General features: G+C 51.7%; 30 protein-coding genes. 23 read left to right on the top strand and 7 right to left on the bottom strand.

Annotation, left to right across the window (positions count from 1 at the left end; genetic code table 11):
* The first annotated feature begins 59 nt into the window (after positions 1-59).
* From AC6I8L_RS16385 to AC6I8L_RS16465, 17 genes are all read left to right on the top strand, one after another.
* On the top strand, positions 60-1,232 hold the full coding sequence (locus AC6I8L_RS16385) for an AAA family ATPase (protein ID WP_072226478.1): 1,173 nt from the start codon (positions 60-62) through the stop codon (positions 1,230-1,232).
* Positions 1,232-1,858, top strand: a complete 627-nt coding sequence (locus AC6I8L_RS16390; protein WP_264441651.1) for an HNH endonuclease — start codon at positions 1,232-1,234, stop codon at positions 1,856-1,858. Before AC6I8L_RS16385 ends, AC6I8L_RS16390 begins: the two co-directional genes overlap by 1 nt.
* A 139-nt stretch (positions 1,859-1,997) precedes the next feature.
* On the top strand, positions 1,998-2,330 hold the full coding sequence (locus AC6I8L_RS16395) for an integrative conjugative element protein, RAQPRD family (protein WP_058959259.1): 333 nt from the start codon (positions 1,998-2,000) through the stop codon (positions 2,328-2,330).
* The gene (locus AC6I8L_RS16400; RefSeq protein WP_008107119.1) at positions 2,321-2,563 is read left to right on the top strand and encodes a TIGR03758 family integrating conjugative element protein; all 243 of its coding nucleotides are present in this window, start codon (positions 2,321-2,323) and stop codon (positions 2,561-2,563) included. The genes AC6I8L_RS16395 and AC6I8L_RS16400 overlap by 10 nt, the downstream gene beginning before the upstream one ends.
* A 46-nt stretch (positions 2,564-2,609) precedes the next feature.
* On the top strand, positions 2,610-2,987 hold the full coding sequence (locus AC6I8L_RS16405; protein ID WP_175501691.1) for a TIGR03745 family integrating conjugative element membrane protein: 378 nt from the start codon (positions 2,610-2,612) through the stop codon (positions 2,985-2,987).
* A 10-nt stretch (positions 2,988-2,997) separates the two neighbouring features.
* Complete coding sequence (locus AC6I8L_RS16410) at positions 2,998-3,360, top strand: TIGR03750 family conjugal transfer protein (protein WP_034892368.1); 363 nt, start codon at positions 2,998-3,000, stop codon at positions 3,358-3,360.
* Entirely contained in the window at positions 3,357-4,013 is a 657-nt protein-coding gene (locus AC6I8L_RS16415; RefSeq protein WP_058959258.1) for a PFL_4703 family integrating conjugative element protein, read from the top strand. The genes AC6I8L_RS16410 and AC6I8L_RS16415 overlap by 4 nt, the downstream gene beginning before the upstream one ends.
* The gene (locus AC6I8L_RS16420; protein ID WP_058959257.1) at positions 4,013-4,876 is read left to right on the top strand and encodes a TIGR03749 family integrating conjugative element protein; all 864 of its coding nucleotides are present in this window, start codon (positions 4,013-4,015) and stop codon (positions 4,874-4,876) included. Before AC6I8L_RS16415 ends, AC6I8L_RS16420 begins: the two co-directional genes overlap by 1 nt.
* Positions 4,866-6,356: a TIGR03752 family integrating conjugative element protein gene (locus AC6I8L_RS16425; protein WP_058959256.1), complete on the top strand. Its 1,491-nt coding sequence runs from the start codon at positions 4,866-4,868 to the stop codon at positions 6,354-6,356. Before AC6I8L_RS16420 ends, AC6I8L_RS16425 begins: the two co-directional genes overlap by 11 nt.
* A gap of 11 nt (positions 6,357-6,367) precedes the next feature.
* Complete coding sequence (locus AC6I8L_RS16430) at positions 6,368-6,781, top strand: TIGR03751 family conjugal transfer lipoprotein (protein ID WP_058959255.1); 414 nt, start codon at positions 6,368-6,370, stop codon at positions 6,779-6,781.
* Positions 6,781-9,585, top strand: a complete 2,805-nt coding sequence (locus AC6I8L_RS16435) for a conjugative transfer ATPase (RefSeq protein WP_374754029.1) — start codon at positions 6,781-6,783, stop codon at positions 9,583-9,585. The genes AC6I8L_RS16430 and AC6I8L_RS16435 overlap by 1 nt, the downstream gene beginning before the upstream one ends.
* Positions 9,586-9,597: 12 nt before the next feature.
* Positions 9,598-10,002, top strand: coding sequence for a hypothetical protein (locus tag AC6I8L_RS16440; RefSeq protein WP_058959254.1), 405 nt, complete (start codon positions 9,598-9,600; stop codon positions 10,000-10,002).
* A gap of 217 nt (positions 10,003-10,219) precedes the next feature.
* Positions 10,220-10,612, top strand: a complete 393-nt coding sequence (locus AC6I8L_RS16445; protein ID WP_058959253.1) for a TIGR03757 family integrating conjugative element protein — start codon at positions 10,220-10,222, stop codon at positions 10,610-10,612.
* The gene (locus AC6I8L_RS16450; RefSeq protein ID WP_058959252.1) at positions 10,609-11,571 is read left to right on the top strand and encodes a TIGR03756 family integrating conjugative element protein; all 963 of its coding nucleotides are present in this window, start codon (positions 10,609-10,611) and stop codon (positions 11,569-11,571) included. The genes AC6I8L_RS16445 and AC6I8L_RS16450 overlap by 4 nt, the downstream gene beginning before the upstream one ends.
* Entirely contained in the window at positions 11,568-12,983 is a 1,416-nt protein-coding gene (locus AC6I8L_RS16455; protein WP_058959251.1) for an integrating conjugative element protein, read from the top strand. The genes AC6I8L_RS16450 and AC6I8L_RS16455 overlap by 4 nt, the downstream gene beginning before the upstream one ends.
* A 1-nt stretch (position 12,984) precedes the next feature.
* Positions 12,985-13,305, top strand: coding sequence for a hypothetical protein (locus tag AC6I8L_RS16460; RefSeq protein WP_058959250.1), 321 nt, complete (start codon positions 12,985-12,987; stop codon positions 13,303-13,305).
* Positions 13,305-14,816 carry a conjugal transfer protein TraG N-terminal domain-containing protein gene (locus tag AC6I8L_RS16465; protein WP_058959249.1) on the top strand — a complete coding sequence of 504 codons (1,512 nt, stop codon included), beginning with the start codon at positions 13,305-13,307 and terminating at the stop codon, positions 14,814-14,816. Before AC6I8L_RS16460 ends, AC6I8L_RS16465 begins: the two co-directional genes overlap by 1 nt.
* Position 14,817: 1 nt before the next feature.
* On the opposite strand, the gene AC6I8L_RS16470 is transcribed toward AC6I8L_RS16465, so the two are convergent.
* Positions 14,818-15,276 (bottom strand): hypothetical protein, encoded by a 459-nt coding sequence (locus tag AC6I8L_RS16470; RefSeq protein WP_153012251.1) that lies wholly within the window; start codon positions 15,274-15,276, stop codon positions 14,818-14,820.
* 702 nt (positions 15,277-15,978) lie between these two features.
* On the opposite strand from AC6I8L_RS16470, the gene AC6I8L_RS16475 reads away from it, so the two are divergent.
* Positions 15,979-16,866, top strand: coding sequence for an integrase domain-containing protein (locus AC6I8L_RS16475; protein WP_058959248.1), 888 nt, complete (start codon positions 15,979-15,981; stop codon positions 16,864-16,866).
* Here AC6I8L_RS16475 and AC6I8L_RS16480 read toward each other — a convergent pair.
* Entirely contained in the window at positions 16,861-17,100 is a 240-nt protein-coding gene (locus AC6I8L_RS16480) for a putative phage abortive infection protein (RefSeq protein ID WP_058959247.1), read from the bottom strand. The two genes, AC6I8L_RS16475 and AC6I8L_RS16480, sit on opposite strands and share 6 nt — an antisense overlap.
* A gap of 74 nt (positions 17,101-17,174) precedes the next feature.
* The gene (locus AC6I8L_RS16485) at positions 17,175-17,618 is read right to left on the bottom strand and encodes a hypothetical protein (RefSeq protein WP_058959246.1); all 444 of its coding nucleotides are present in this window, start codon (positions 17,616-17,618) and stop codon (positions 17,175-17,177) included.
* A gap of 246 nt (positions 17,619-17,864) precedes the next feature.
* On the opposite strand from AC6I8L_RS16485, the gene AC6I8L_RS16490 reads away from it, so the two are divergent.
* The 4 genes from AC6I8L_RS16490 to AC6I8L_RS16505 all read left to right on the top strand — a co-directional run bounded on the left by AC6I8L_RS16490 (position 17,865) and on the right by AC6I8L_RS16505 (position 22,130).
* Positions 17,865-18,368 (top strand): hypothetical protein, encoded by a 504-nt coding sequence (locus AC6I8L_RS16490; protein WP_058959245.1) that lies wholly within the window; start codon positions 17,865-17,867, stop codon positions 18,366-18,368.
* Between the two features lie 81 nt (positions 18,369-18,449).
* A complete protein-coding gene (locus AC6I8L_RS16495) occupies positions 18,450-19,433 on the top strand; it encodes an ArdC family protein (protein WP_058959244.1) in 984 nt (327 codons plus the stop codon).
* A 131-nt stretch (positions 19,434-19,564) separates the two neighbouring features.
* On the top strand, positions 19,565-21,049 hold the full coding sequence (locus AC6I8L_RS16500) for a TraI domain-containing protein (protein WP_058959243.1): 1,485 nt from the start codon (positions 19,565-19,567) through the stop codon (positions 21,047-21,049).
* Between the two features lie 76 nt (positions 21,050-21,125).
* Positions 21,126-22,130 (top strand): tyrosine-type recombinase/integrase, encoded by a 1,005-nt coding sequence (locus AC6I8L_RS16505; RefSeq protein ID WP_058959242.1) that lies wholly within the window; start codon positions 21,126-21,128, stop codon positions 22,128-22,130.
* A 423-nt stretch (positions 22,131-22,553) separates the two neighbouring features.
* On the opposite strand, the gene AC6I8L_RS16510 is transcribed toward AC6I8L_RS16505, so the two are convergent.
* From AC6I8L_RS16510 to AC6I8L_RS16525, 4 genes are all read right to left on the bottom strand, one after another.
* Positions 22,554-23,648, bottom strand: a complete 1,095-nt coding sequence (locus tag AC6I8L_RS16510; RefSeq protein WP_058959241.1) for a flavin monoamine oxidase family protein — start codon at positions 23,646-23,648, stop codon at positions 22,554-22,556.
* Entirely contained in the window at positions 23,645-24,328 is a 684-nt protein-coding gene (locus tag AC6I8L_RS16515) for a cupin domain-containing protein (protein WP_082678093.1), read from the bottom strand. The genes AC6I8L_RS16510 and AC6I8L_RS16515 overlap by 4 nt, the downstream gene beginning before the upstream one ends.
* 41 nt (positions 24,329-24,369) lie before the next feature.
* Entirely contained in the window at positions 24,370-24,714 is a 345-nt protein-coding gene (locus tag AC6I8L_RS16520; protein WP_058959240.1) for a carboxymuconolactone decarboxylase family protein, read from the bottom strand.
* A 239-nt stretch (positions 24,715-24,953) separates the two neighbouring features.
* Complete coding sequence (locus AC6I8L_RS16525) at positions 24,954-25,868, bottom strand: LysR substrate-binding domain-containing protein (RefSeq protein ID WP_058959239.1); 915 nt, start codon at positions 25,866-25,868, stop codon at positions 24,954-24,956.
* A gap of 176 nt (positions 25,869-26,044) precedes the next feature.
* Here AC6I8L_RS16525 and AC6I8L_RS16530 point away from each other — a divergent pair, with 176 nt between their 5' ends.
* The gene (locus tag AC6I8L_RS16530; protein ID WP_058959238.1) at positions 26,045-26,821 is read left to right on the top strand and encodes an SDR family NAD(P)-dependent oxidoreductase; all 777 of its coding nucleotides are present in this window, start codon (positions 26,045-26,047) and stop codon (positions 26,819-26,821) included.
* Positions 26,822-26,842 lie beyond the last annotated feature (21 nt).

Raw genomic sequence — 26,842 nt, forward strand, 5'->3', positions numbered from 1 at the left:
TAACATCGAAATGAATGCGGAACTCACTATCAACTATAAAGATTCACTTATAAAATAAAATGTTAACTACTGATGAACTAATTAAATCTTATGAAGGCTACTACCTTCTTGTAGGAAAAAATGGAAGTGGTAAAAGTAGCATGCTAAATTTCTTGTCAGAAGATATATATGAGCGAGGATTAGACACGATAACAGTTTCAAACACACTGTTCGATAAGTTTAAGTTACATCCTAAAAGTCAGAACTACAGTTATATTGGCAATCGTATAGGGAGATATTTCCCCCAGCAAGCAATTAAGAATAGCCTTTCTAGTAACAATGAAATTGTCATGAATAAATTTTTTAGCGTACTTGATTATTTGGGTTATGATCAGTTGTTAGGGATTAGAATAAACTTCAAAAAGAAATTCATTAACTCAACTAGGTACGGGCGCGATTCGAAAGGTAATGCATACCCAATATATTATGATTATTCTGATGAGGTAATTGATGATGAGTTGAAATTTTCCATCGACAGAGCAATTAATGAATCAGTAAGAACGCGCGGCGGTATTCTGTGGTTAGAAAGTGAAAGCAGTTCATTTAGTGAAGGTTTTTTTTCGGATTTTTACAAATTAATTCAGAGTGAAAAGCTACTTAAGAGAGCTGGTTTCATATCTGGCATTGATATTTATTTAGGCAAGAATGGAAGGCAATTTCCAGTAAATCATGCTAGTTCAGGTGAGTTGTCGTTCATTGCTTTATTACTTCATCTTGCTTTAAATTTAAGAGGCAAGTCTTATCTCTTTATCGATGAGCCAGAAAACAGCCTTCATCCTAAATGGCAGTCGGATTACTTCTCACTATTAAGGGGGGCCATAGGCTATAATGAATGTACGGTAGTAATAGCTACACACTCACCTCTTATTATTTCGTCAATGATTAGTAATAACAATGTGTCAGTATATAAAAGACTTAATTCCGACTTTGTTAAAATGCACGATAATGATGCCAATGCAGAAGAGGTATACCTTAATTATTTTGACACGCTAACACCAAAAAATAGAGCTCTTTCAAATAGGTGCGTTGATATACTTGACGATTTCACAGAGGGTAAAATCGGAAAAGAATTAGCTAAAAGCAGGATTGAATATTACAAGCACCTTACTGAAGATGAGGCACAGCAAGAATTTCTTTTCGGAGTGACAAATCTTATTGATGATATATCCTTCAACAAGAAGGAGTCATCATAATGCCCCTGGAATTTACGGATGAAGAAAAGATATTAATTACTCTTTCATTAAAAAAAGGTTATAAGTTCTGGGATGATAAAAAGCTAGACAAACTTAAAAGAAAAATAAAAAATCACCTTAGAGATATTCAACGTGAGTGCTGCTGTTACTGTTGCAGGAGTTTTGATGATGAATTCAATATGGTTTTGGATATAGAGCATATTATACCTAAATCTAAGATTGAAACAGAGATGTTTGAAATCCTTAATCTCGCAGTGTCTTGCAAAAGATGTAATATGAGAATAAAAGGCGAGAAAGTAGATTTCATTGAGGGTGGCTTTGATGAATTTAAAAGGGGCAATCAATATTACTTACCTGAAAAATATAAGTTTTTACACCCCAACTTAGATTCCTGGGATAACCATTTGGCATATAATATTAAACAGCTCAACAGAAACAAAATAGTTTACTATGACATTCTAAATGACAGCAGCAAAGGGAAATACACTAAGGATTACTTTGAACTTGCAAAAATCCAAGTTAACACCTTTGATGAGGCCCAGGACGCTACTGAAAGGAAAGTTCCTGAAAGCCCTGCTGTTGCAAGAGCTTTCAATAGTCTTTTAAAACGTATGTTTAATTTATAGCGCCGGGGAAATTGCCAGTTTAAACATCTATGTATGTGAGGCCTGGCTTATAAATTTCTCATTGAGACGTTTTGTTTTAATGGCCAATCAACAGCAAACAGCATGCATATAATCAACCCCTTCATAGGAGGGTATTGTCATGCTTGTATTTTCAAAGAGATTAACACAAAAAATATCTGTTAGTTTATGTCTTATTTCATTATCGGCATTTGGCGCAGAATTTGACGAACTCGCCACTACCCAACGTCTACTAGACCAAGTCCAGCTCTCACTCGATCGCGCCCGCACCGTCGCCGCGCAGTCCGATCCCAATAGCCGCCGCCGTTACCTGTTCGACTACAAGAAAGCTAACGAGGACCTCAACACCATGCGTGCTGGCATTGATCGCTACACGCAGCCCTCGCGTGCGCAGCCGCTGGATTACGGCAAGGTCAGCGGCGACTACACGCGAGGCCGTCCGCTATGGCGATGACCGCCGCGCAGATCAACGCGTTTAAAACGGCATCCGGCAACATCGATATTAGCGTTCTGTATCTGGTGTCCGTTGGGCTACTACTGTGCGTGCTGTTTCTCTGGGCAGCATGGGCGGCGGTGGATGTCTGGCATGGCTGGGCAAACACCAAAGTTCGGGATGCCGCGCTTGCCCGATTTGTTATCCGTTCTGTGGCTTTATTGATCGTCTGCATCTGGATGTTCGCCAGTTAACGCAGACATTTTCGAAGTGCCTTTACCCGTCAAAGAGGAATGTTCCATGAAATCAAAGTTTGTTCGCTTGTCTCGCTTTAAAGACCGTCAGGTTATGCGTCTGGGTTCCGGATTGATTCTGGCTTGGTTGTCCTGCAAACCGGCGCTGGCCGATCTGCCTTCGGTTGAAGCGCCGGAATCCAGCGGTGGCACTGGCCTGATGGGCCAGATCAAAGGCTACGCGCAGGACTTCATTGTTTTCGCCGGTTTGCTGGTCTGTGCCGTGGCATTTATCAACGTCGCAACCAGCGCGGTGCATACGTTCGTTGAAGTGCGTAACGAGCGCGCCACCTGGACCAAGTTTGGTTCCATCGTCGCAACCGGCGTCGTGTTGTTGGTCGCGACTATCTGGCTGCTCGGTCAGTCTGCCGAAATCATTCTGTAAGGGGATAAGCATGCAGACCATCCGTTTCCTGCCCGATCGACTGAATGCCGAACCTGTCGTGTTTCGCGGTTTCACCACGCCGGAATTGGGGCTGGCGGCATTGATTGGATTAGCGGTTGGTGGCGTGGTGTGTCTGCCGTTTTTTCCACTGGTCGGCTGGGTCATCATCCCGACCGGGATGCTGCTCATGCCGCTGCTACTCATTGCGTTTGGCGGGCGCTGGATGGCCCGCCTTAAACGCGGCAAGCCTGAAAACTACATCTGGCAGCGGCTGGAGGAGAAGAAACGCCGGATGGGCTATGGCGATCGTTCTCTCATCATCAGCTCACACAGCTGGTCCTTGCGCCGTACACCTAAGGGAGCCGGAAAATGAGCCAGTTCCGCAACGCTATTCAACGCAGCGATCAGCACATCAAGTCGCTGCGCATCGCCTGCGCTTTCCTCATTCTGTTGGTGCTGATCACGTCATCTGGCTGGATGCTAGCGCCACGCAGCATGACCATTCATAACCCGCCAGACTTGCGCACCGGCAGCACGCGCCCCTGGTGGGAAGTGCCGCCGTCATCGGTTTACGCCTTTGCCTTCTATATTTTCCAGCAGCTTAATGCCTGGCCAAAAAACGGTGAGGTGGATTACCCCGCCAAAATTCGGGCGCTGTCGCCTTACCTGACGCCGGGCTGCAAAGACTTTCTGGAAAGAGATGCCACCGAGCGCACCAACCGCAACGAGCTGATTGACCGCGTGCGCGTGGTGTACGAAATCCCCGAGCGCGGCTACAGCACCAAAAGCGTCACTGTGCGCGACCGCGACAACTGGGTTGCGCGGCTGGATTTGGTAGCCGACGAGTATTTCCATACCGAGCCGGTTAAGCGCGCGATGGTGCGCTACCCGATGAAGGTCACGCGCTGGAATGGCGATCCCGAAACGAATCAGTTTGGCCTGGCGCTGGATTGCTACGACGGCATGCCGCAGCGTCTGGAGGCCGCGCCGCCTGCACCTAAGCCTGAGCATAAGGGGATGTTTTGATGAATACGCTCACCAGATTGCATGTTGCCTGCAGGCTGATGTTCGCGGTGTTGCCAGTGGCAACACTTACACCGAATCCGGTTCAGGCAGTTGAATTGATGAAGTGGGAGCGCATCCCGTTGCAGGTCACGCTCAAGGTTGGCCAGGAGCGTGTGGTATTCGTCGATAAAAACGTGCGCGTCGGCATCGCGCCAGCGCTGAAGGGTAAGCTGCGCGTGCAAAGCACCGGCGGCGCGGTGTACCTGAAAGCGAACGAAGCGTTTTCCCAGACCCGCGTCCAGCTGCAGGATGTGGAGAACGGCGAGATCATCATGCTCGATGTCACCGCAGGCGCGAAAGGCTCTGCCGAGTCGGTAAAGCTGGTTTATGAAGCTGGCGACAGCGAGGCTGAAGCCAGTCCTGAGCAAGCTGAAGTCGCCAAAGAAGAGAAGAAAGTCAGTTATTCTGCGCCGCTGCCGGTGCTGCTCACGCGTTACGCGTCGCAGCGATTGTATGCGCCGCTGCGCACGGTTGAGCCGGTTCCCGGCGTGCGTTCGCTGCCGCTACATTTACCCAGCCGTGTTACCACGCTCTATCCCGCTGAACCGTTAGAGATCCAGCCTATCGCCGCATGGGCGGTGCAAAGCCAGAACGTGGTGGCGTTTCGCGTGCGCAACATGACCAGCCGTAAAATCGTTCTCGATCCCCGCTCGCTGCAGGGCAAGTTTGTTTCCGCCACTTTCCAGCACCGTTTCCTCGGTTTAGTCGGCACGCCTGAAGACACTACCATGCTCTATCTGGTGATGGATTCGCGCCCCGAAAACGCATTGATTCCAGAAGCGAAGGTGAGCCGCAAAGCGCGAGGTAAACACCATGCAGATTAAATCGAACACGCTGGTCAAAGTGCTGGTGCCGGTCTTCCTGCTCGCGGGCGTCGCGGTGGGCATGAAAAGTTGCAGCATCAAGAATGAAACTGAGAAAACCAGCGCCACGCCAGAAAAGCCCAAAGCGCTGGCCGATCTGACGCCTGCCGAGCTCAAGGCGCTGGGCGTCGAGGGCGATACGCCGGAAGACACGCTGCGCACGCTGGTTGGCACGCTGAAAACCATTCGCGGTAAGCAGGAAACGCTCGACCGCCAGAACCTCAATCTGGTGAAAGAGAATGACCGCCTGCGCACGCGTAACCAGAACGTTGCTGGTCAGGTTAATGAGGCGGTGGCGAATTACCAAAAACTTGCCGAAGACCGCCGCCAGCAGCTGCAGCAGGAACAGCAATCCCTGACCAGCAAAGTGCAGGAGCTGAGCAACCAGTTGGCCAAGCGCATGGCGTCTGATAAGCAGGATCAGAACAACAGCGATATTCCACTGGGGCTCGGTCTGGATGATGTTGCCAGTGGCAACACTAATGATGGCGTGATGTGGGTTTCACCCAGCGATCAGCGCAGCAGCGGCACGGGCGCGGGTTCAGCTCCCGCCGATGGCAAAGCGGCAATCGGTGGATTCCCGACATCGTTCCTCGGCGATAACGCGCTGAGTAAGAGCAAAAGCAACTACGAGCAAAAGGTGAAAGGCTACTCCAACAGCCAGAAAGAAGAGGAAAGCACTGAGCCGGTTTATACGCTGCCGGAAAACTCCACGCTGATTGGCAGCAAAGGCATGACCGCACTGCTGGGCCGCGTGCCGATTAATGGCACCGTCACCGATCCTTATCCGTTCAAAGTGCTGATTGGCCGCGACAACCTCACTGCCAACGGCATCGAGCTGCCCGATGTGGAAGGCGCGATTGTTTCCGGCACCGCGTCAGGCGACTGGACGCTTTCCTGCGTACGTGGCCAGGTGAATTCCATCACCTTCGTCTTCAGTGATGGCCGGGTTCGCACGCTGCCGCGCCCGGATAACAACGGTAAGAGCAACGGCCAGGATGGTAGCAAGAAGCAGGATGGCGGCATCGGCTGGATCTCGGATGAGGCCGGTATTCCCTGCATCAGCGGCACGCGTAAATCCAACGCATCAACTTACCTGCCAACGCTCTTCGCACTTTCCGGCGCTGCCGCTGCCGGTGAAGCGCTCAACGAAAATCAGCGTACCGGGCAAACCAACGCTTACGGCGGCGTGACCTCTACGCTCACCGGTGATGCCGGACAGGCCGCGATGGGCAAAGCGATTGCCGGTGGCGTCGGTGATGTTTCCGAATGGGTGAAACAGCGTTATGGGCAGACGTTCGACGCGGTGTATGTACCGCCCGGCGCGAATCTGGCCGTTCACATCACGCAGCAGCTGGCGATCGATTACGAAGATAAAGGCCGCAAAGTGCGTTACGACTTCAGCGTGCCGGGTAATGCCGCGCGCATCGGACTGGACTAAGGGGATTGCGAATGAACAGAGCATTTATGCCGGTCGTGTTCGCCACGCTGGTTTCAGTTCTTTCAGGCTGCAGCACGTCGAAAGATGAAATGCTGCCAGCGGGCGACAGCAACATGCTGGAGCTGTGGCAAGGCAAAGGCGCGAGCGGTTCGGCTCAGCGTGGTGCGCAGGGACGTGAAGCGCTGCGCCGCCCGCTGAGTGAAACGGAAGATCAGCGTGCCGACAAACTCGACCATTCATACAGCCGCACGCAGGAAAGTGAGATCACGCAACAATTCCCGCGCCTGCCGAATCCCGACATGGTGATGTACGTGTTTCCGCATCTTGCCGGTGGCAACTCGCCGGTTCCCGGCTACAGCACGGTGTTTCCGTTTTACAGCCAGGTGCAGTACGCCTTGCCGGGTGAGCGCACGGAGGATCTGTAATGATGTTTTCCCTGTTTAAAAAGCCCGCTTCAGAAGCCAGCAACCTCCCTGAAAGCAGTCAGCCGCAGCCACTGCCGCGCCCCGGCAAAATGACGGTGCAGGATGAAGCCGCGCTGTATCACGCCAAACCTTCCATCATTGATTACCTGCCTTGGGCCGAGTATCTGCCGGAAGATAAATGCCTGCTGCTTGATGATGGCGTTTCGGTCGGCGCGGTTTATACCATCACGCCGATTTCATCCGAGGGGCGCACCGCCGCGCGCCTGGAGGAAATCCGCGATCAGGTGGAAGATGCGCTGCAGGACAGCCTGGAAGAAGACGATATCTCGCCGTGGGTGGTGCAGTTCTTTTGTCAGGATGAAGACGATCCCTCGCCCTATCTGAACACGGTCAAAGAGTACGTAAAACCCTGGGCGCGCGGCACTGAATTCACCAACGCCTGGCTGAGTGAAACCGAGCGCCATTTGCGGGACATCGCCATTCCAACCGGCTTGTTCCGCGACACGCTGGTCACTGGTCAGCCGTGGCGCGGGCAGCAGCGCCGCACGCGCATGGTGATTTATCGCTGGGTGCCTGGTGCTGCCAAAGGTGTGAAAGATGTTCACGCGCTGCCACCTGTAACCATGCTTAATCAGGTTTGCGACCGGCTGGCGGCATCACTCGGTGCGTCTGGCGTTGCCTGCCAGCGCCAAACCGGCGCACAGATTCATGAATGGCTGCTGCGCCTGTTCAATCCCGATCCGCAGCATGGTTTGAGCAAAGAAGCGTTTTACGCCGCCGCGAAACATCATGATGCGCAAGCTGACGAGCTGCCGATGACCAACGATTTTGCCGAAACGCTGTGGTACACGCCGCCGCGTTCGGATGTGGAGAACGGCATGTGGTGGTTCGACGGTAAGCCGCATCGCGCCATTGCCATTGAGCGTCTGCGCCGCCCGCCTGAACCCGGCATGCTGACCGGCGAAATGGCGCGCGGCGAGCACATTAACGCGCTAATGGATCTGCTGCCTGAAGGCACAGTGGTTTCACTGACCATCGTTTCCCAGCCGCAGGACGTGCTGGAAAGCGACTTCATCAAGCTGGCCAAAAACGCCGTGGGTGAAAACACCGAATCCGGGCGCGTGCGCGAGGATGTGCGCGAAGTGAAAGAGTATCTTGGCCGCCGTCACAAGCTTTATCGCGGCGCGCTGACTTTCATGCTGCGCGGCAACGATCTGGCAGACCTCAACCGACGCCAGCAAAACATGTCGGCGGTTCTGCTGACCGCTGGCTTGCAGCCGGTTCGACCGGAATATAACGTATCGCCGCTGAACACCTGGCTGCGCGCACTGCCGATGTGCTTCAATCCTCAGAAAGATCGCCGCCACTGGTACACGCGCCTGACGTGGGTGCAGCATCTGGCTGGTTTGCTGCCGGTGACTGGCCGCGCCACCGGCAGCGGTCATCCCGGCTTCAGCTTCTTCAATCGCGGCGGTGAACCGCTGACCTTCGACCCGATGAATAAACAGGACCGCACGCAGAATGCGCATATGCTGCTGTTCGGACCAACCGGTGCGGGCAAGTCTGCCACGCTCTGTGCGACGCTTTCCCAGCTGATGGCCATTCATCGCCCACGTCTGTTTATTGCTGAAGCCGGTAACTCGTTTGGCCTGTATGCAGACTATTGCGAAAGCCTTGGCCTGACGGTGAATAAAATCAGCATTCGTCCCGGCTGCGGTGTCAGCCTGGCGCTGTTCGCCGACGCGCATCAGTTGCTCGACCTCAAACCGGAGCAGCTGCAGCTCAACGAAGCTGATATCCCTGACGCCGATGAAGACGATGGCGATGAACAGCGCGACATTCTCGGCGAGATGGAAATCGCCGCGCGCATGATGATCACCGGTGGCGAAAAGCGCGAAGAGGAACGGTTAACACGCTCTGACCGTGGCCTGATCCGTGAAGCCATTATGATGGCGGCGCAGACTAGCTACGACGAATCGCGCCAGATGATTGCTGAAGATCTGCAGACCGCGCTGTTTGCCATCGCGCGTGATAACAGCGTGGACAGCAGCGGCCAGCCTTTGCTGACCGAACGCCGTCGCGCGCGTGCCGATGAGATGGCCGGTGCGATGTCGATGTTTACCAGCGGCTTCGAAGGTGAGCTGTTTAACCGCCCCGGCACGCCGTGGCCGGAGGCTGATGTCACGCTTATCGATTTGGGTACGCTGGCGCGCGAGAACTATGGCGCGCAGATGGCGCTGGCGATGGTTTCCCTGGTGAACACCATTAACAACATCGCTGAGCGCGATCAGTATCTCGACCGCGAAATCGTCTTTGCCATTGATGAAGCACACATCACCACCACCAATCCGCTGCTGTCGCCGTACATGACCAAAGTGGTCAAAATGTGGCGTAAGCTCGGTGCCTGGCTGTGGATGGCGACGCAGAATCTGGCGGATTACCCGGACATCGCCGAGAAGATGCTGAACATGGCCGAATGGTGGCTGTGCCTGACGATGCCGCCTGATGAAGTGGAGCAAATCGCGCGTTTCAAGAAGCTGAGCGATGAGCAAAAATCGGTGCTGCTTTCCGCCAGTAAGCTGCCGCGCTGTTACACCGAAGGTGTTGTGCTGTCTAAGAAAACTGAAGCACTTTTTCGGGCCGTGCCGCCCAGCCTGTACCTCGCTCTTGGCATGACCGAGAAAGAGGAAAAAGCCGAACGCCGCAAGCTGATGAGACAACATAACTGTAGCGAACTGGAAGCTGCAGTGATCGTTGCCCGCCAGCTCGATGCGGCGCGCGGCCTCAAGTCAGCCGCCGCTTAAACCGGGAGCTTTATGCTGGAACTCAAATATCCCATTCCCCGCATTACCACCACGATTTCCCTCAAGGCGGCGCGCACGCTATTCACGCTGATGCCGCAGGGCGAACCGGAAATTCTCGCCAGCGATCTGGCGCTGCTCGACAGATTGTGTGATGAAATCCGTTCGCGCGTGAATCCGCCCGTAAAAATCACCAGCCATCCGCAGCGCGTCGGCAGCCATTCCTGCCTCGCGCTGCACTTCAAAGGTAAGCTATGCAGCTCGATTGATCTGCTGATTACAGTGAATAGCCATCTGAGCTGGCCAACAGAAGATGACTATCACCACCCGCGCTGGTACATGACCATTGTTGACGCCGCCGATCTGCTGTATCTCCAGCTTTATCTGGCGCATAAACTTTCAGCAAAGCACACGAAATGACGCCTGTTTCGGAGCACTCTCGCTTGTGAAGTCGTGCCAGAATTTGCATAGTCTGCACCGTCCCCGACCCAAAGGTTACACCTACCTGGCGTAGTTGTTCTGCACCCCTTCGGGCCGGGGACATTTAATTCCCTTCATCCGACACAGAGTTGTTTGCTGTACTCGACTCACATCCGGCGCACCGTTATGGCTTCTCTCACTTTGTGGAGTAAGTCTGATGAAGTCGCTGATCCCACTCTTGTTCCTTTGCTCAATATCTCCCGGTTTTGCCGCCATCACCGTGTTCACCACGGCTGGCCATCCGGCCATTAATGCTGATGCCGATACGCGCATAGTGTTTCTCGATGCGCCCGATCGGCAACAGAATGCAATGTTTGGCCAGCTCAGCAGTGAACCCGCAGCTGCTGCGCAGGATGCCAAAAGCGGCCTGCAGCGCATGAGCGCGGATCAACAGCAGCAGTTGGTGGAAGCCTGGCGCGGCGTTATCGCGGCGTGGAAGTTGGGAATTGAAAAATACCCGGCGGTGGTCTTCGATGATGTGGACGTGGTGTATGGCACAACCGATGTGGACCTGGCGAAAAACATCCGGGCACAAGGTGGCCACCCATGACGCGCGCGAAGCTGGCCACTACCGCGCTGCTGTTCGCCGCGATGCAACCGGCAGCCGAATCCGCGATCACCAGCGCGCAGATCATCGCCAGCGCGGTGTCGCCGTCCTGCATCAGTTGGCGAGTCAGCGGCATCTGTTACTGGCTGTTCTGCACACCGTGGGGCTGCAAGGTGCGCACATCGGTTAAAGTGACGCACTTTATCCCGGAAGCAGTGGTTTCAACGTATGCCCAACCCGGCGCGAATCCCTGGAAGGAAATGGCGTTCGTCAGTCAGACGGCTGGCGGGCTTGAAAACGGTATGTACGGCGTGCAAGCAGGTGGCGGCAATGAGGAGCTGAAAGCGCCGGGTAAACGTAAAACCAATCTGCACTTCAAATACGCTGACGCAATTGGCCATCCGGCTACTTCGCTGATTGGCGGCAGCATCTCCGGCTACTCCTGCGAGAGCGCAGCGACGCCACTGAATCCTTATTTACTCAGTACACTCGATACGCTGGCGTGGCGCAGCGGCATACCTGAATCGCTTTACCCGGAAGCACTGGTGCCAGGCATGCGCGAAATCGGCAGCCAGGCAACGGCCAATATGTGGAGCAACGTCTATCCGCGATCGGGCTTTGTTACGCAGACCGATGACGACAAAGCCGCCGCCGTGGTGGCGCAGCGCGTAGCCGACATCATCACCCGCACCGGCCAGCCGCACGTCTATCAAACCCTCAAAGGAAATCCTTCTCCCGGCTACTGGCCGCCCGGGCCGGTTGAGGAAAATACCGGATTCAAAAACCACAAATGGCAGAGGTTGTCTCCGCAGCTCAGCGAAAACTGCGCCGTATTCCCGGATGGCAACTTCACTGCAGCCGTTGATGGAAATCAAGCCTTCGCGCTCTGGCAGCCTTACAGCTGTTGTAAACGACGCGGCCAGACCTTCCTTTACAGCACCGATTTTGGAGGTGAATCATGATCGCGCGCATCTGGTTTACGGCGTCTGCGTTGCTGATCGCAACCAGCGCCCAGGCGTTTGACGTTTCACTGCCGCAGGTTCAGGACAGCAGCATGGGTTATGGCAAGAGTGCCAGCGGCGCGGTTTCGGACAAGTTGTTTTATACCCTCGGCGGCGGCTCGGTGATATCGCAACCGGCGACGCGCAGCAACATGCGCAAGCTGGGGCTGGACGTTGGCTGGAGTTCAGATCTGCAGTGCGGCAACTTCGACCTGAAAACCACTGTCGGCAATCAGCTCAATGGGATGACCAACGGCTTCAAAAACCTGATGGGCGATGTGGTTCAGGGTGCAACCGGCGCAGTGGCCAGTTTGCCCGCGATGGTGATCCAGCGCGCTAATCCCGGCCTGTATGAAATGCTCACCAACGGTGTGCTGCAGGCCAATGTGGCATTCGACAAAGCTCAGCTCAATTGCCAGAACATGGCGAAGCGCATGGTGGATTTCTCCGACTCCAGCAAGTGGACGCAGCAGGCCGCGATGGATGAGTACAAAAAGCTGGTAAACAGCGGCGATGCGGATGCGATACGCGTGAACGATGCCGGTGAAAAAGTGACGGGAGAATCAGGCAGCAACTGGGTTGGCGGTGAAAAACGCGGTGGTCGCGGCCAGCGCGCGATCCGTCCGACTCATGACCTGTCTGCCGCTGGCTACAACATGATGAATAATCTGCCGGTCAACAGCACCGGCAGCGTCAGCGGCGACAGCTGCACGGGTGGCAGCTGCGGTAAGTTCTCCAGCTCCGAAGAAGCAGCGGCTGCAGTGGTAAAAGTGCTGGGCGATCGCTCGATTCGCACCTGCAAAGATGCCGCGCAATGCACCGATGGCGATATCGATCAGCAACCTGGCGCCAGCGTCGCCGGAACCGGCTTTTCACCGATGCTGGAAGAAGCCACGCGCATCAATGGCGAGCAACTGGTGAAGCTGGTTAATGGTGCGGAAAAACCCAACGCCGAGAACCTGGCGAAATTGCGCACCGGCAGTCTGGCGATCACCAGCGGTGTGATCAAAGCGCTACAGCGCGACCCGGACAATGCGGCGCTGGTTGGCCGTCTGGCGGGTGAACTGGCAATGGCTGACACTGTTGAAACTGCGCTGCTGATGCGCCGCATGATCGTGACCGGCCAATCGGAGCCGAATGCAGCCGCAATGCCTGAAGCGCTGCAGGAAGGCGATCGCCGCGTGGAGTCGCTCGATCGGGAAATCAATGCGCTCAAGAATGAAATGGAGCTGAAGCGCGAACTGGCGCGTAACTCCGTGCTGACCATCATTGACCGCGAAAACAATCGCGCCACAACGAATCCGCAGCGCCAGCCGCATGAGAACACTGATTCGCGCTTCAATCAGCTTTCCGCGCCATCCGGGGAGGAGTGAGATGCGTAAATTCCTGAAGGTTCTCGCGTGCATGGTGTCGTTCACTGCGATTTTCTGCGTAGTGATTGCGACGGTAATGTCAGCCAGCGAGTCACCGGATGCACCGGCACAGTTGATGCGCTGGTTTGAGAAAACATGGGTGCTCTGGCTGACGTGGCGGCTGATTATCTATGCGGTGACGGCTTACTTCACCTTCCAGTGCTGGCAGCGCAAGAAATCAGATCCCGTGTGGCGGCGCGCCATTCTGCGCATTGGCGGCATTGGCGCGCTCTATATCGCCATTATGGAATGGGTGCTTTATGCCTCAACGGGAGGCCACTGATGACGACGAATAGCTATCTGGAATTTTTCCTCACCCTGCTGGGTTGGATCATCAACAACGGCATCTGGAATCTGCTGATCGCCACCGGTCTGTTCGCGCTGCCTTTGGTGTTCAAAGTGGTGGGGATCTGGCTCAAGGTGCGCGAAGAAGGCGATGACGAAGGCAATAAAGGCAAGCTTTCATTGCCGCGCATCGAGAACGCGCTCTACAGCGCGTTTTTTGTGATGCTGATTTGCTGCCTGCCGATCATCAACGTCAGCCTAGACAGCATTCAATACGATGAATCCCGCTCCAAGAGCTGCGGCACCTGGACGCCCAAAGCGCCAGATAAAAGCGGTTATTCGACGATCATCAGCAGCATGGACGGGCAAACGGCAGCAGCGCCAATTTGGTGGGTGCTGATGCACAAGCTGTCCAAAGGCATCACTCAGGCAGCTGTGGCCACCATTCCCTGCCGCCCGGATTTACGTCAGCTGCGCTTTGAAGTTCAGCACACCCGCATCAGTAATCCGGCGCTCGCCGCCGAACTGCAGGACTTCACTAACGATTGCTATGCACTGGCGCTCTACCTATGGAAGCAACAGGATCAGGGGCAAACGAAAGAAGAAGACGCGCTACGCGATGTTGAGTGGTTGGGTAGCAGTACATTTTTGAACGGCAGCGGCTATTACGATCAGCTGCAGTCGAAGACGCCACGCGCGTCATTCCCCTGGAACGAGAGCCGCGACAGCGGCAGACCGGACACCGGGCGCGGCGGCTATCCAACCTGCCGCGAATGGTGGTCCAGCGCTGACACCGGATTGGAGGCGCGTGTAGTCGATCAGGCGTCACCTGGCATGTGGCTGCGCATGTCAGCTGCATTGAAAATGATGGGCAAGGACAACACCGAATACAAAGAGAGCATTGTTCGCCGCCTTGTGAGCCCGGAGAGTTTGACCGTTTCGCAGAATGGCCGCACCTATGCCGGTTATGGCGGCAATGCTGATTTCACGTTGGATAACTCCGCCAGCCGCATTGGTGGTATTGCGGGAATGTCATTAGGCAGCTTAGCTGCGTTTCCGGCATTCGATGCGATGCGCCAGGCATTACCGATGGTTCAGGCTTTATTATTGATGGCCATTTACGTGATGCTTCCATTGATATTGGCGTTCGGTAGTTATGAATTTAAAACTGTTATTACCGTCAGCTTTGTGGTGTTCGCGCTTAATTTCCTGACATTCTGGTGGGAACTGGCGCGCTGGCTGGATAGCTGGCTGATGGAAGCCCTTTATAGTTCTGATACGCATAGCCGCTGGAATGCGGCTGGCTTCCAGAATAGCTCTGATGATTTGATTATGAACTTTGTTATGGGGGCGATGTTTATTGTGTTGCCTGCGTTGTGGATGGCTGCATTTTCATGGGCAGGAATAAGAATTGGTGAAATAGCACGGATGGCAAGTGATGGTGCATCAAGTGTTAAAAATGCAGCTGGTAGTGCTGGTGAAACAATTAGCTCTAAAATCTCAAAGTAAATTATGAGCCAGTTGAACCATCAGATCCATTAGAGCCATTGGAACCGTAATTGTGGTCATTTTCTTGTTTTTCTGCACCCTCTTTATTTGTAGAAGAAGGAAATACGTTTACTCCGCAGATTGCGGTTCCAATTGCTATTGAGATAGCCATAGCGAAAACACTACCTGAGATAATGCTCAAAGCTAAAAGTATTAGTAAAAATAGAAGCACTGTTTTTGCCAAATTAAACCGAACATTCAGCCTGCGGCTGACAGTCATCGATAGTGAACTTAAAGCAGCCGAAGACTTTCCAAATATCACATGAATGAAATTATGTTGTGACTTCCTGTTGTTGTTCATCACTTCCCCCATATGAAAATTCACCCTTTCGGTACAAATCTGCTGCCCATTGCAAGGCTTGCAATTTGATTTAAGTTTGACCATTTCTGGCGATATTGCTAGTATTTTAATCGTTGCCATAGTTGTTTACGCAACCAACAAAGCCCTCATGACCTGAAAGGGGCACCCCAGCGGCGGTCATCAGCGAAAGTTTCAGCAGCCTGTGAGAAACGCCATTTGGCGGCTGCATCCGGGATAACCGGCAAAGCTACTCAACCTTTGCAAGTAGCGGGCAAAAGCAACGTCCAAGGTTTCCACTACATCACTACGGTTCAATAAACTTCATCCCATCGATACGAGCTACAGCGCACGGCCAGTTTGCGTGATCGTTTCCGCCATTTGGAACATTTGGCGACGAACGAACCTCGCAAATACAGGCAGAAGTTGCGCGGCGTCACTTGCGTTGGCGCGTAGCAACAACCAAGTGACGCGCGCAGCGCGTATACGTCAACACCACGTAATACGGACTTCTGCGACGACGCTTACCGTCTGACCAACACGTAATTCGTTATTACAACCATCAACCACCCCAGCATTCAGTGAACGTTGGCAACTTATTTGAGGAGAAATTCAACGCGATATCAAGGCGACGTCAGCGACCCTGACGGACGGAGGCGTCCTGAGAAATCAGGAACCGGCATTAGCCGCGATCAGCTCTGAGAGCTGTGGAGACCTCGCAACAACTCAACATTTCGCCGCCCCGATGCACAGATATCCGCTGAGACGCAGGAAGCGCAACCTGAAACCGTGCCGTCGGGGTAGAGATGTTTATTTGGAGGATGTATGTCGCGAGGAAATAAGCAGTTCAGCAAACAGCTGGTGACGTTGGCCAGACAATCTGGCGGCAGTTTTAAAACCGTTGCCGATCGTTCGCGCATAGCAGCACGGCTGGCCGAGCAGATGTTGAAACTCAATATCCAGATCAGGGACGTGAACCATATCAAGACCCATCACATCGAGCATTACGTGCGTAGCCGTCTGGCGGATGATATCTCAAAACGCACGCTGCAGAACGAAATGGCGGCGCTGCGCGCGATTCTGACCACTGCAGGCAGAACTAAACTTGCCGATCCGAAGCATGAAAAGTTGAGTAACGATGCTCTCAATCTGTCAGGTGCCAGTCGAGCCGGATCAAAGACGGCGATTACGGACGAGCGCTTTCACGAGGCGCTCGCCCTCGTACGTAGTAAAGACGAAGGTGTCGCGTTGGCGATGGAGATTGCGCGTTATATCGGATTGCGAACGGAAGAAGCGGTGCAGTCGGCTAAATCACTAAAGACGTGGCAGCAGGCGCTGGCGCGTGGGGATGAACGGTTGCGCGTCGTGTTTGGTACGAAAGGTGGTAGACCGAGAGATACTACGGTCGTCAAGCGCGATGAACTGGTGCGAAGCTTGAATGCAGCAGTAGCGTATTCGGCAGAACATAGCGGCAAGTTAGTTGATACAGCTGGGCTTAGGAGCGCGATCGAGCGATACCGAAATGTGGTCAGAAATTCTGGACTAACGGGCAAAGAAGCACCGCATAGTTTGAGATATGCATATTCTCGAGAGGCTACCGAGTGGCATATGAAAAACGGCCTCAGCAGGAAGGAAGCTGAGGCGATGGTTTCGATGGATTTGGGACATGGGGACGGAAGAGGTAATTACATAGCTAAAATATATAACTTATAGTTTATTCCAAAATTTCAGTTCGGGTATCAGTAAGCTGTGGCTACTATTAGCGAGATCTTCTTTTTCTGTATTGCTCATAATTTGATACTTAATCAAGAGTGGTTTAAATGTATCTCCTCTCACAAATGAAGAATTATAAAAAAGTAGCACCAACTCTTGGTTTGATAATTGAGCGCAAATGAGCTTAATATAGAAATCCTTGTCGTTGTATTCTGACTTATCTACGAACCCCATTAAGTGATACAACCATCTAAAGTAATGACCAAGATGCCTTCCATATTCATCCCAGAATCGCTCATACTGAGAGCTCAAATAACCCCTATTAGATAAATCTTCAGAAAGCTCTTTTTTTTAAATTTATATTTTACTTTCAATGCATCATTCATGGTTTTAAATGTTGCCCGCCCGACAGTTTCTTCATCGCGCATTAATATTGGATTGTACTCGCTAACATTAATATCTTTAGTTATTTCATTAAGATGATTTAACATCTGAAAAAAATGATTTTCAAATACTTGACGCTTATTATTTGAGGACTGCTCTCTTAGGTTGATCAGTAGCCCAACAAATCCTAATGCAGTAAATAGGCATGTTATCACCCCGAAGCTATCTCCAAACATGCCAGCTCTTTCCATAGAATAAACATCAATGGGTCTTGTTTTATATAAAACAAAAATTGCATACAGTATCACTATTAATATAAGTATGATGTATAAATATCTTGGACCATATATTTGGAAATGTTTTTTCATGGGGTATGTCTTCCTTGCTTTAGTAATACATGTCAATTAATATCAAGAAAGTTTCGACAGCTTCACGGACCTGAAAGAAGCGCCAAAAGGTGGTCCCAATACTCGCACACCTTTAGAGCGGGTGCCATCCACGATGGTAAAGGTTCTCTCATCACATCGCCGCAAGGCTCGCATTACCCACCCTGACGGGGATTTTATCCCGTTAGCGGATAAATCCCCCATACAAACAATCTGGAGGATTTATTCATGGGCTATGTTCACTCATATCACCAAGTGAAGTCTGTACCCAACGATCAATGGCTGCTGTTGACCACTATGGTCGCCAACGTCTTTTTGCTTGCTCAAAACCGCTACGTACCCGGTTTTTTAGACCCAATGGTCATTTGCACTGCTGACGGCAAATATCCGTTACTTAAACCTAGTGAACTGCTCGTTGAAGGACTCGATGGCCAACCGGCGATTACGTTCAACGGTGAAGAGCGCCTGGACTCGTCATATGAAACTTTTCACCTCGGCCAGCATTCATCGGGCTGCGGTTTCTGTAAAACCACGTTCCTTTGGAAACCATGCAGACCATACGATTTCTTGGTCAAAGCAACGTTGCTGATAGCACACCGCTTCTGTCCGGGATGCTACGACATAAACTCAGATGGCACGATGGATGAATGGGCCAACGTTCAGGTTTGGCTAACGCTCAACTTAGGCGGTAAGTGGCCAATCCCTGAATCCATCGCACAACAAGACGAATAATTTCGTCTTCATTTCACCAACCACCCTGTGGCGTATTTCTTCGCCATCAGGGGAAGAGATGCGCCTTTCGAGGAGTATCTTATGCCTACCAAACGCAAACCCCGTAAATCCCAAACCAATCACGTTGATCTATACCAGCAGGTGACTGACAGAATCGTCGCTTCAATTGAACGCGGTGTTTTGCCCTGGCGCAAACCCTGGCGAGACAGCAAGAGATCAGCAGAATCACCTATACCATCCAACGCTGCGACACGGCGACACTACAATGGCGTGAACATCATGCTGCTGTGGCTGTCGGCTGAGGAGCAAGGCTTTCAGTCCAACCGCTGGCTAACTTGGAAGCAGGCTCAGGCACTTGGCGGCCATGTTCGCAAAGGTGAGAAATCGACCATCGCAGTTTTCTTCAAGCCGTTTGAAGTCGAATCTACAGACAAAACTGGCCAGAAGCGTGTAAACGCACAAGGTGAAACCGTGATGGAACAACGCATCATGTTGCGTAGCATTCAGCTATTCAATGTGCAGCAGTGTGATGATTTGCCCAAGTCCTTTTCAGTACCAACCGTCGCACTCGACTACCAGGAAGATGACGAGTTAGATGCCGATACACATGGGCAAATGATTGAAATCCTAAATGCAACTGGCGTTAAGATCACTTCACTTGAGCAGAACCGCGCGTATTACAACTCTGCAGCTGACCGAATTGTTTTGCCGAAAATGTCGCAGTTCTTTACCAGCGCAGATTACTGGTCAACTCTGCTGCATGAACTGGTGCATTCAAGCGGCCATCATAAGCGCCTGAACCGGGAAGGCATTACTTCGACAACGCGAAAGTTTGGCGATCCCATCTATGCGTTTGAGGAGCTGATTGCTGAATTGGGCAGTGCTTTTCTCTGCGCGCAGCTTGGTGTGTATGGCGAAGTGCAGCACGACAGCTATATCGATCACTGGTTGAAGATATTGAAGTCGGACAAGAAAGCGCTGTTCCGCGCTTGTCGTCAGGCTCGTGAGGCATCGGAATATTTGCTTCAGCCGCTTGGCGAACAAGTTGAAGAAGACGCAGCCTGAAACCAAACCATCCTCTTCTGAGGATGGTTTCTTTTTTTTGAGCGGCAATTAAATCGCATTTTCCAAAAATGATTTTAAGCTGTGATTACTTGCAGTCTGGAACGATAGTGCCTCCGATCTGGAGGTGAAACATGTTCCCAAAACTACAAAATAGATTCAGACGCAGCACCTTTCAGCCATCGTTGCCGGTTAAACGACAAGGCTACTTCACACCGCAAAACCATCAGCTGCTGCTGGGCACGCCATCGCGCCAGGCTCTGCTGAAAAAAATCTGGCAGAACTCGTTGCTGACCAAATCCGCCTATGACGAATTTTGCCTGCAACCGCTTCAAACTTTGGCCGAGCGTTATCAAAATTTGCCTGCAGTGCGTATCGCGGACTGGAATATCGAAGGTGGATTACTGGATCTCACTCTGCAGCTAATCGTTACCACGCTGCAGTTATCGAAAGGCATGGTGTTTCCTGCCAGTGCTGCACCTGAAGATCAGGCCGCGCAGTCCAGCCATTGGAACTGCGTCGTATTTTGGCTGGCTCTTTACCGGCACGTTCCCGAGTTACTTTGCATTGAAGCTGAACTGGAAGATGGCCAAATCTGGTATCCACTATCGAACGCGCCGGGTATGCAATATCGCTTCAAAGTGAACCCGCAACCCGAATTACCAACAAAAGACAACATTATCCGGCTGGCATTTGCTGCCTCAATGTTGCCTAAAAGCGCGATAAATTGGATGGAAAAACTGCCCAATGTGAGAGATTGCCTGTTTCTTGAACTGGCCGGAATTAATTCCGCAGAAAAGCAGGTCCATTTATTACTGAATAAAGCGCAACTGAATTCAGTGCCACGTGAATTACATTCCGTAGAAATAGTTCAGGAAAATGGGTCAGATTCATATGCGGAAAAAGTTAACGATCAACCCGCAGAAATCCCCGTGGAATGGTATAGCGACACTACTCATGACGAATACATTAATCAGGGTTATGTTATTGAAAGTGGCTATTTAGCTACTGCTGAAATAGAAAATAGCCGCTACAGCTCTGAAAATATCGATCATGGTTCTGATATAGATAAGTTTTACATCCAGAATGGTAGTCAAGTTAGTGCGAATAATTCTGATAATGCACAAAACCAAGCCTACGGATCTTCTGAAAGTGATGAAAAATACGTCAACAAAGTTTACCTAACGCAGCGGCGTGATCCAGAATCGATCCCCGTCACACCTGAGAACACCTCACAGATTTCTAAGAAACAGATTGGCGAGGCGTTTTGGTCCTGGCTGGTTGAGGGTCTCGAAAAAGGAACGATAGCGTGCAATGAAGCAGATTCACGCGTGCAACTGGTCGCTGGTTTTGTTTTCCTGCTTGTACCGGGCATATTTTATCGATATCTGAAGCAAACCGGTCAGTCTGCTGATGAACGTGAAAACGTTCAGGCAGGGTTTGAAAGACTTAACCGACATCGGCGTAACAACGGCAAGCGTTTTACGTTTGCCACTCTCTACAACAGTGCCGACCGTAACGGCCCTTATAAACGTGTGAAAGGCTATCTGGTCAAATCCACGATGATCATCCGTAGTTCTGATGTGCCGGATGATAGTCAGTTCCTCGTGGTTCCCTGACGCTTTTCTGGAAGGTGTATGGAGGAGAGCTGCTGCCCAAAGGGTGGTATTTTAATTGCTGATCGAAGGAAAGGTTATGAGTCAGGTTGATAGCGATACAAGCTGGGATTCGTTGTTGGATGAATATTTTTTCGTAAAATTTCTTCGCCCCCATACGGAGTGGAGTTACCGAAAAGTAGTCAATGGTTTTAGGAAATATTATGGGCTTGATAGAACGCTCAGTGAGATAACTCGGCGCGATGTTCAGGAATGGCGACGGCATGTTATTAATGTGGAAGGTTCATCTGCCGTCACCTGGAATAACAAAGTAGCTCACATGCGTGCCATCATTAATTATGCCATGAAAGCGAACCTCATCCCTCAGACTGAAAACCCGTTTAATGAGGTTTTAGTCCGGGCTGATAACAAGCGTAAAAAAACATTATCTAAAACGCAGCTGACCCGTGTCTATCTTCTAATGCAGCAGCATGTTGATTTAGACACTGATCTTTCAATAGCTGAGATGAAGCGCTGTGCATTGCATCCGGCATGGTTCTGGACCACAGTTTTGGACACTTTGCGCTATACCGGCATGCGCATAAATCAATTGATGCATGTGAGGTTGATGGATATTAATCTTGAAGAGAACTGGATCGAGCTGCGCCTCGACGGCAGTAAAACGCACAGAGAGTGGCGTGTTCCAATTGTTGGTCCATTAAAACCTCAGCTGCAACTACTGATTAAGCGGGCAATTGAAAATGGTGCCGAATCAATTAGCGCTATTTTTGATGTTAATAGGTTCTTAGGTACTGAGAAAGATAGAGAAAATCTACCGCCGGTTGCCACACTACAGCCGGTAAAATCATTTTTTCGACGATTATCTAAAGAGTGCGGCTTTGCTGTTTCTCCCCATCGTTTCAGGCATACATTAGCGACTGAGCTTATGAAATCACCTGATCGAAATTTACAGATGGTTAAAGGATTGTTAGGGCATAGGAGTATTACCACGACGATGGGATATATCGATATTAATTTGGACGTGACATGTAGAACGCTGGAGTCTGAATTGGGTTTATATTTAGACAAGCATTCAATCAGATAAAAACTTTAGGCGCATTATACAATAAGCAATGCGCCTATTTATCTTTGGATTAAAAAATTAAACTAATAGCCTGAGTCGTCCATTTTGAACTCAAAAAATCGTTCGTGAATACTACTGCATTGCCTGGGATGGTATTGTTGGCTACTTCGTAATTTCATTCCGCTCTCGACGAAAACCCAATTAAATCAACGCCAACTCCCATTTTATTACATTATCAGAGCGGATTTACCATTTTGAAGTACACTTCAATTTACTAATCTGTATATGAAAATTAAGTGGTAGACGTTCATAAGTTATTAATCCTCCCAACGTGAACAATACACATATCATCACTTTATAGTGATGTACGTATACCCGCTGTACCAAAATGACGCTTTTTAACCTACCACTCCGGCTCGAAAGGCTACAAACCATTTGACGGGCTTAATTCTGTTGTAGCCAGCGCTGAACGCCCTTTGATGCAGAGTCAATTGCGCCTGCCAGATAGCCTGAGAACTGCGGCGACCATTCACTGGCAATACCCGTTATCTCGCCAGTCCATTCTCCCCTGGCGGGCAGTTGCTCAGGCACTGCGTGCCCGGCTTCCTGCAGGAGATCAAATTCCGTTGCAGTAAACGGATCGGCCGACCAGTCTTTTATATACTCAGCCTCAGGCTCTGCCGCATCCTGGCCAAATAAACGCACAAGTTGCTCCCGGCAGAGTCCTTTGAGCACAGCTTCAGTGACGGTCCGCCTCGATTTTGCCGGTACGCCAATAAAACCAAAAAGCACTATTTTACCCGAATCTGGCTCGGATACGTCGTGGATCTCAACCATTGGCCCCACGCGGCTCCCTGCATTCCCTGAAAGCTGTCGTGCATGCAAAAAGTCTGTTTTATATACAGCGACATATTTCGCATGGGGAGCCATCCATGTCGGGGTTTTCCGCCAGTTTGAAAGCAGTCGTTCCGGCATCGCCGGTTTGAAATCTATTTCAGCTGCCAGGGCAGGAGGCAAAGCGAGGAAAACATGCTCACCGTAAAACACGGCTTTATTACTGCCTTCTGACCGGGTATGGACCTGCACTTCCTTACCGGACCGGGAAACAGCCACCACCTGATGGCCGGTTTTAATCTTCTCAACCGGGATCTGATTTTTGAGTGCCGCCGTCAGCGCCTGCATTCCTCCCTTCAGCCTGAAAGACGCCGGGGAGCTCTCCCATGCCGGGTAGCGTTCGGGGGGAATATTCAACTGGCGTTCGTAGAGCATGTCACCCGGACGGCCATGCGCTATTGTCGAAAGGTTGAGCCGATCAATCAGGTGCGCGAAGTCCGGCTGAATATCAGGCCAGAACCACGCTGCCCCCATATCTACAGGAAAACCTGCGGAGGTGCCCGCCAGTTCCAGGCCTGACAGCACGCGGCCGCCCGTTCTGTCACGGGCTTCAAGTATTACATAATCCACGCCCGCTTTTTCAAGAAGCGTGGCGGCATAAAGGCCGCTTATACCCGCACCAATAATAACAACGCTCTGCTTCAAAATGTCGCTCCGGTAAAGGTTATCGGGCTGAGATGTCCCGTTTTCAGATAAAAAAGTGCACCAGAGGCGGTGGCCATCAGAGCAGGCATATCGCCCGGTGGAAACCGCAGCCAGCTTCCTGCCTCATAGCACCCTTCCGGCGCGCCAAGTTGCCCTTTCAGAAGAAGGAGTTCTGCACCACCAACAAGCGGCGCCCAGAAGACTCGCTCGCCCGGAGCAAGCTTCTGGAGCAGAACGGTTTCAGAAGGACCGGAGAATAAGGAGCAGATTTGTCTTTGCGGCTGACCGTGCCAGTTAGCAGCCTCCTGCGTATTTATCCGGACCGGCTGGCGTTCATCGGCAGACATCTGACGCAGCTTGACGAAAATGGTTGTGCCGTCGCGGCTTGAGGGTTGGTGAGACGAACCGTCCGGACTGCGCAGGTACCAGCCGGCGGGGTGATCGACGCCGTTTTCGGTAAAAGTCCCCTCGAGCACCAGAATCTCCTCTCCGCCGGGATGGCTGTGTGCAGGAAATTCGGATCCGGGCGCATACCTGACGAGGCTTGTTGCGCGCGCCTTCTCATGACCAATCCGGTCAAGCATTATGCGTTCAACGCCGGGCTGGGGTGAAGGTACCCACTGATAATCATCCGGAGTAATTATCGCACGCTGCGAAAAATCAGAATTCAGTAACATCATAGTTAGTGATTAGACGGCCCCATAAAGAGCCGTCTGCAGGCCTATTTGTTTGGCAGGTTATCGTACACATCCAGAGCACGCGCGGTATACGTCAGCGCTGCGCCGGTGTTCAGGTTAATGGCAACAGCCAGCGCTTCGGCGATCTCTTCACGCGTCGCACCGTGCTTAACCGCAGCGTCCACGTGTACGGCCAGGCAGCCGTCACAGCGGGTGGTCACGGCTACGGCCAGCGCAATAAGCTCATGAGTTTTAGAGTCAAGGTGCTTGTTTTCAGATGCACCCTTATCCATCTGCTGAAAGCCTTTCATAAACTCAGGCTGCAGTTTGGCAAATTTACCAATGGTGGCGAGCAGACCACTGCGATATTCGTTCCAGTTTAAGAACATTCAAAACTCCGGTTTATTGTCTCAGGAATCATTAATTACATGACGTCGTAAATACATCCGTTTTAACAACCGGCCTGTAGTCACTGTCGTTGAAGGCGATTATCAGTAAGCCTGACAGCATCAACAAATCAGATAATCTTGCGGAGCAGAGAAGAAATTCTATGTCGTAGCTTGTCGAGAAATAACCATTACGCGCCCGGGATGACTGCCGAGGCGGCGTAATGCCTGAGGGGGACAGTTTATGAACGATCTAAGACGACATCCTGAAGAAGCCAGTCATGAAAAACTTTTACTTCATCACGCATGACTTTTTGCTGCGGGGTGACCAGATAATAGGACCATCTGAGCGGCCACCGGTGGTCGGGATGCAGCTGAACCAGCTGCCCTGTTTCGATAAGGTTCTTCACCAGAGCATACCGGACAATAGCTACACCCCTGCCGCTCAAGGCCGACAGGATGACTGCGGAGGTGGAATTAATATGCAGCCCGCTTTCCAGCGCTTCGTGTGCACCGACCGCCATCAGTACATCATCCCATGACGGAAAATCCGCCCCCGGATGCGGCGTGTCATCGTGTATAAGTTTTTGCGTGGCGAGCCATTCACTGCAGGCCATTTTCCCGGGTGGCAACAGACGCGGGCTGCAGACCAGCACGGCTTCTTCATCCATCAGCCAGGTTTTATTCACGCCTGGCCAGTCGCCCTGACCGCAGCGAATACCGATATCCGCTTCCCCGTGTGATACGTCCATCAGTTTTTCGGTGACGTTAAGCCGCAGATCGATACTTTCGTTAGCTTCTGAAAATCGGTTCAGGCGATCCATCAGCCAGTTCATCACCAGTACCTGAGATGCCGTCACCACCACCACCGAGCGCGACCGGCGACCGCGAAGCTTGTTTAGTCCGGTTTCAAGTTTGTCGAGTCCCTGCGTGATGTCCTGTAGCGCCTCCTGCGCTTCGTCAACCAGCGTCAGCCGCTCTTTTCCTGAGCGGGTGCGGTGAAGAAGCGGGTGCCCTACCCAGTCTTCCAGCGAGCGTACCAGCTGGCCAACTGCAGCGGGCGTAACGCCCAGCTCCTGTGCCGCGCCGGTAAAGCTGCCGTGCCTGGCGGTGGCTTCAAAAGCGTGCAGCCATTTAAGTCGGTTTAGCGATCGCATTATGGGCATCCTGATTCATAATTTTCCTCAGTATACGCCAGCGAGAAAGATTTTCTTTCCTGAGTCGCAATTTCTTCTCAGTCGTCAATCATACGCCCGGGTGGCATTCTGATTTCACACGATGAGGAGCACGCCTTTTCATTAATGACAACCATATGAATTCAAAGAGGTTAGCGATGAACGCATCTTTTGCTGGTAAAAAACTGTTAGTGGTCGGCGGTACAAGCGGTATGGGCTTCGAAACGGCGAAGCTGGTTCTGAAAAACGGTGGAAGCGTTGTGCTGGTTGGCAATCGTCAGGACAAAGCCGAGCAGGCCCGCCAGGCGCTGGCTGCGGATGGTCAGGTCTCCATCATCGTTGCCGACCTGATGAAAGAAGAAGGTATGCAGCACGTTGTTAATACTATCAATGCTGAACATAAAGATATCAGCCTGCTGGTGAATGCAGCCGGTGTGTTCTTCCCTAAACCTTTCGTCGACAATGAGATGTCCGACTACGACATGTATATGGACATTAACCGCGCGACCTTCTTCATTACCCGCGACGTGGTACGCAATATGGTCGAGGGCGGTATCAAAGGTTCAATCGTCAATATCGGTTCAATGTGGGCCCAGCAGGCTATTGGTGCTACTCCTTCTGCTGCATATTCGATGGCTAAAGCCGGTCTGCACGCGTTGACTAAAAACCTGGCCATTGAGCTCGGCGGAAACGGCATTCGTGTTAATGCGGTTTCTCCGGCCGTCGTACACACACCAATTTACGAAGGCTTCATTCCAAAAGACGATGTGAAGAATGTGATGAATAGCTTTGACAGCTTCCACCCGATCGGTCGCGTGGGTACGCAGGTCGATATCGCTGAAACCGTTGCCTTCCTGCTTTCTGACAAAACTGGCTGGGTCACCGGTGCTATCTGGGATATCGATGGCGGCGTGATGGCTGGCCGTAACGCCTGATGACCATGCCGCACGCGCTTA

The organism is Type-E symbiont of Plautia stali, from assembly GCF_059731115.1.

Excerpts from the sequence above, each read along its gene's own strand:
- AC6I8L_RS16475 (WP_058959248.1), top strand. The coding sequence starts at position 15,979 with ATGTCGCGAGGAAATAAGCAGTTCAGCAAACAGCTGGTGACGTTGGCC.
- AC6I8L_RS16520 (WP_058959240.1), bottom strand. The coding sequence starts at position 24,714 with ATGTTCTTAAACTGGAACGAATATCGCAGTGGTCTGCTCGCCACCATT.
- AC6I8L_RS16390 (WP_264441651.1), top strand. The coding sequence starts at position 1,232 with ATGCCCCTGGAATTTACGGATGAAGAAAAGATATTAATTACTCTTTCA.
- AC6I8L_RS16395 (WP_058959259.1), top strand. The coding sequence starts at position 1,998 with ATGCTTGTATTTTCAAAGAGATTAACACAAAAAATATCTGTTAGTTTA.
- AC6I8L_RS16495 (WP_058959244.1), top strand. The coding sequence starts at position 18,450 with ATGCCTACCAAACGCAAACCCCGTAAATCCCAAACCAATCACGTTGAT.
- AC6I8L_RS16430 (WP_058959255.1), top strand. The coding sequence starts at position 6,368 with ATGAACAGAGCATTTATGCCGGTCGTGTTCGCCACGCTGGTTTCAGTT.
- AC6I8L_RS16410 (WP_034892368.1), top strand. The coding sequence starts at position 2,998 with ATGCAGACCATCCGTTTCCTGCCCGATCGACTGAATGCCGAACCTGTC.
- AC6I8L_RS16470 (WP_153012251.1), bottom strand. The coding sequence starts at position 15,276 with ATGGCAACGATTAAAATACTAGCAATATCGCCAGAAATGGTCAAACTT.
- AC6I8L_RS16505 (WP_058959242.1), top strand. The coding sequence starts at position 21,126 with ATGAGTCAGGTTGATAGCGATACAAGCTGGGATTCGTTGTTGGATGAA.
- AC6I8L_RS16405 (WP_175501691.1), top strand. The coding sequence starts at position 2,610 with ATGAAATCAAAGTTTGTTCGCTTGTCTCGCTTTAAAGACCGTCAGGTT.
- AC6I8L_RS16450 (WP_058959252.1), top strand. The coding sequence starts at position 10,609 with ATGACGCGCGCGAAGCTGGCCACTACCGCGCTGCTGTTCGCCGCGATG.
- AC6I8L_RS16385 (WP_072226478.1), top strand. The coding sequence starts at position 60 with ATGTTAACTACTGATGAACTAATTAAATCTTATGAAGGCTACTACCTT.
- AC6I8L_RS16435 (WP_374754029.1), top strand. The coding sequence starts at position 6,781 with ATGATGTTTTCCCTGTTTAAAAAGCCCGCTTCAGAAGCCAGCAACCTC.
- AC6I8L_RS16515 (WP_082678093.1), bottom strand. The coding sequence starts at position 24,328 with ATGATGTTACTGAATTCTGATTTTTCGCAGCGTGCGATAATTACTCCG.
- AC6I8L_RS16460 (WP_058959250.1), top strand. The coding sequence starts at position 12,985 with ATGCGTAAATTCCTGAAGGTTCTCGCGTGCATGGTGTCGTTCACTGCG.
- AC6I8L_RS16455 (WP_058959251.1), top strand. The coding sequence starts at position 11,568 with ATGATCGCGCGCATCTGGTTTACGGCGTCTGCGTTGCTGATCGCAACC.
- AC6I8L_RS16400 (WP_008107119.1), top strand. The coding sequence starts at position 2,321 with ATGGCGATGACCGCCGCGCAGATCAACGCGTTTAAAACGGCATCCGGC.
- AC6I8L_RS16465 (WP_058959249.1), top strand. The coding sequence starts at position 13,305 with ATGACGACGAATAGCTATCTGGAATTTTTCCTCACCCTGCTGGGTTGG.
- AC6I8L_RS16490 (WP_058959245.1), top strand. The coding sequence starts at position 17,865 with ATGGGCTATGTTCACTCATATCACCAAGTGAAGTCTGTACCCAACGAT.
- AC6I8L_RS16500 (WP_058959243.1), top strand. The coding sequence starts at position 19,565 with ATGTTCCCAAAACTACAAAATAGATTCAGACGCAGCACCTTTCAGCCA.
- AC6I8L_RS16480 (WP_058959247.1), bottom strand. The coding sequence starts at position 17,100 with ATGGGGTTCGTAGATAAGTCAGAATACAACGACAAGGATTTCTATATT.
- AC6I8L_RS16415 (WP_058959258.1), top strand. The coding sequence starts at position 3,357 with ATGAGCCAGTTCCGCAACGCTATTCAACGCAGCGATCAGCACATCAAG.
- AC6I8L_RS16445 (WP_058959253.1), top strand. The coding sequence starts at position 10,220 with ATGAAGTCGCTGATCCCACTCTTGTTCCTTTGCTCAATATCTCCCGGT.
- AC6I8L_RS16530 (WP_058959238.1), top strand. The coding sequence starts at position 26,045 with ATGAACGCATCTTTTGCTGGTAAAAAACTGTTAGTGGTCGGCGGTACA.
- AC6I8L_RS16420 (WP_058959257.1), top strand. The coding sequence starts at position 4,013 with ATGAATACGCTCACCAGATTGCATGTTGCCTGCAGGCTGATGTTCGCG.
- AC6I8L_RS16425 (WP_058959256.1), top strand. The coding sequence starts at position 4,866 with ATGCAGATTAAATCGAACACGCTGGTCAAAGTGCTGGTGCCGGTCTTC.
- AC6I8L_RS16485 (WP_058959246.1), bottom strand. The coding sequence starts at position 17,618 with ATGAAAAAACATTTCCAAATATATGGTCCAAGATATTTATACATCATA.
- AC6I8L_RS16525 (WP_058959239.1), bottom strand. The coding sequence starts at position 25,868 with ATGCGATCGCTAAACCGACTTAAATGGCTGCACGCTTTTGAAGCCACC.
- AC6I8L_RS16440 (WP_058959254.1), top strand. The coding sequence starts at position 9,598 with ATGCTGGAACTCAAATATCCCATTCCCCGCATTACCACCACGATTTCC.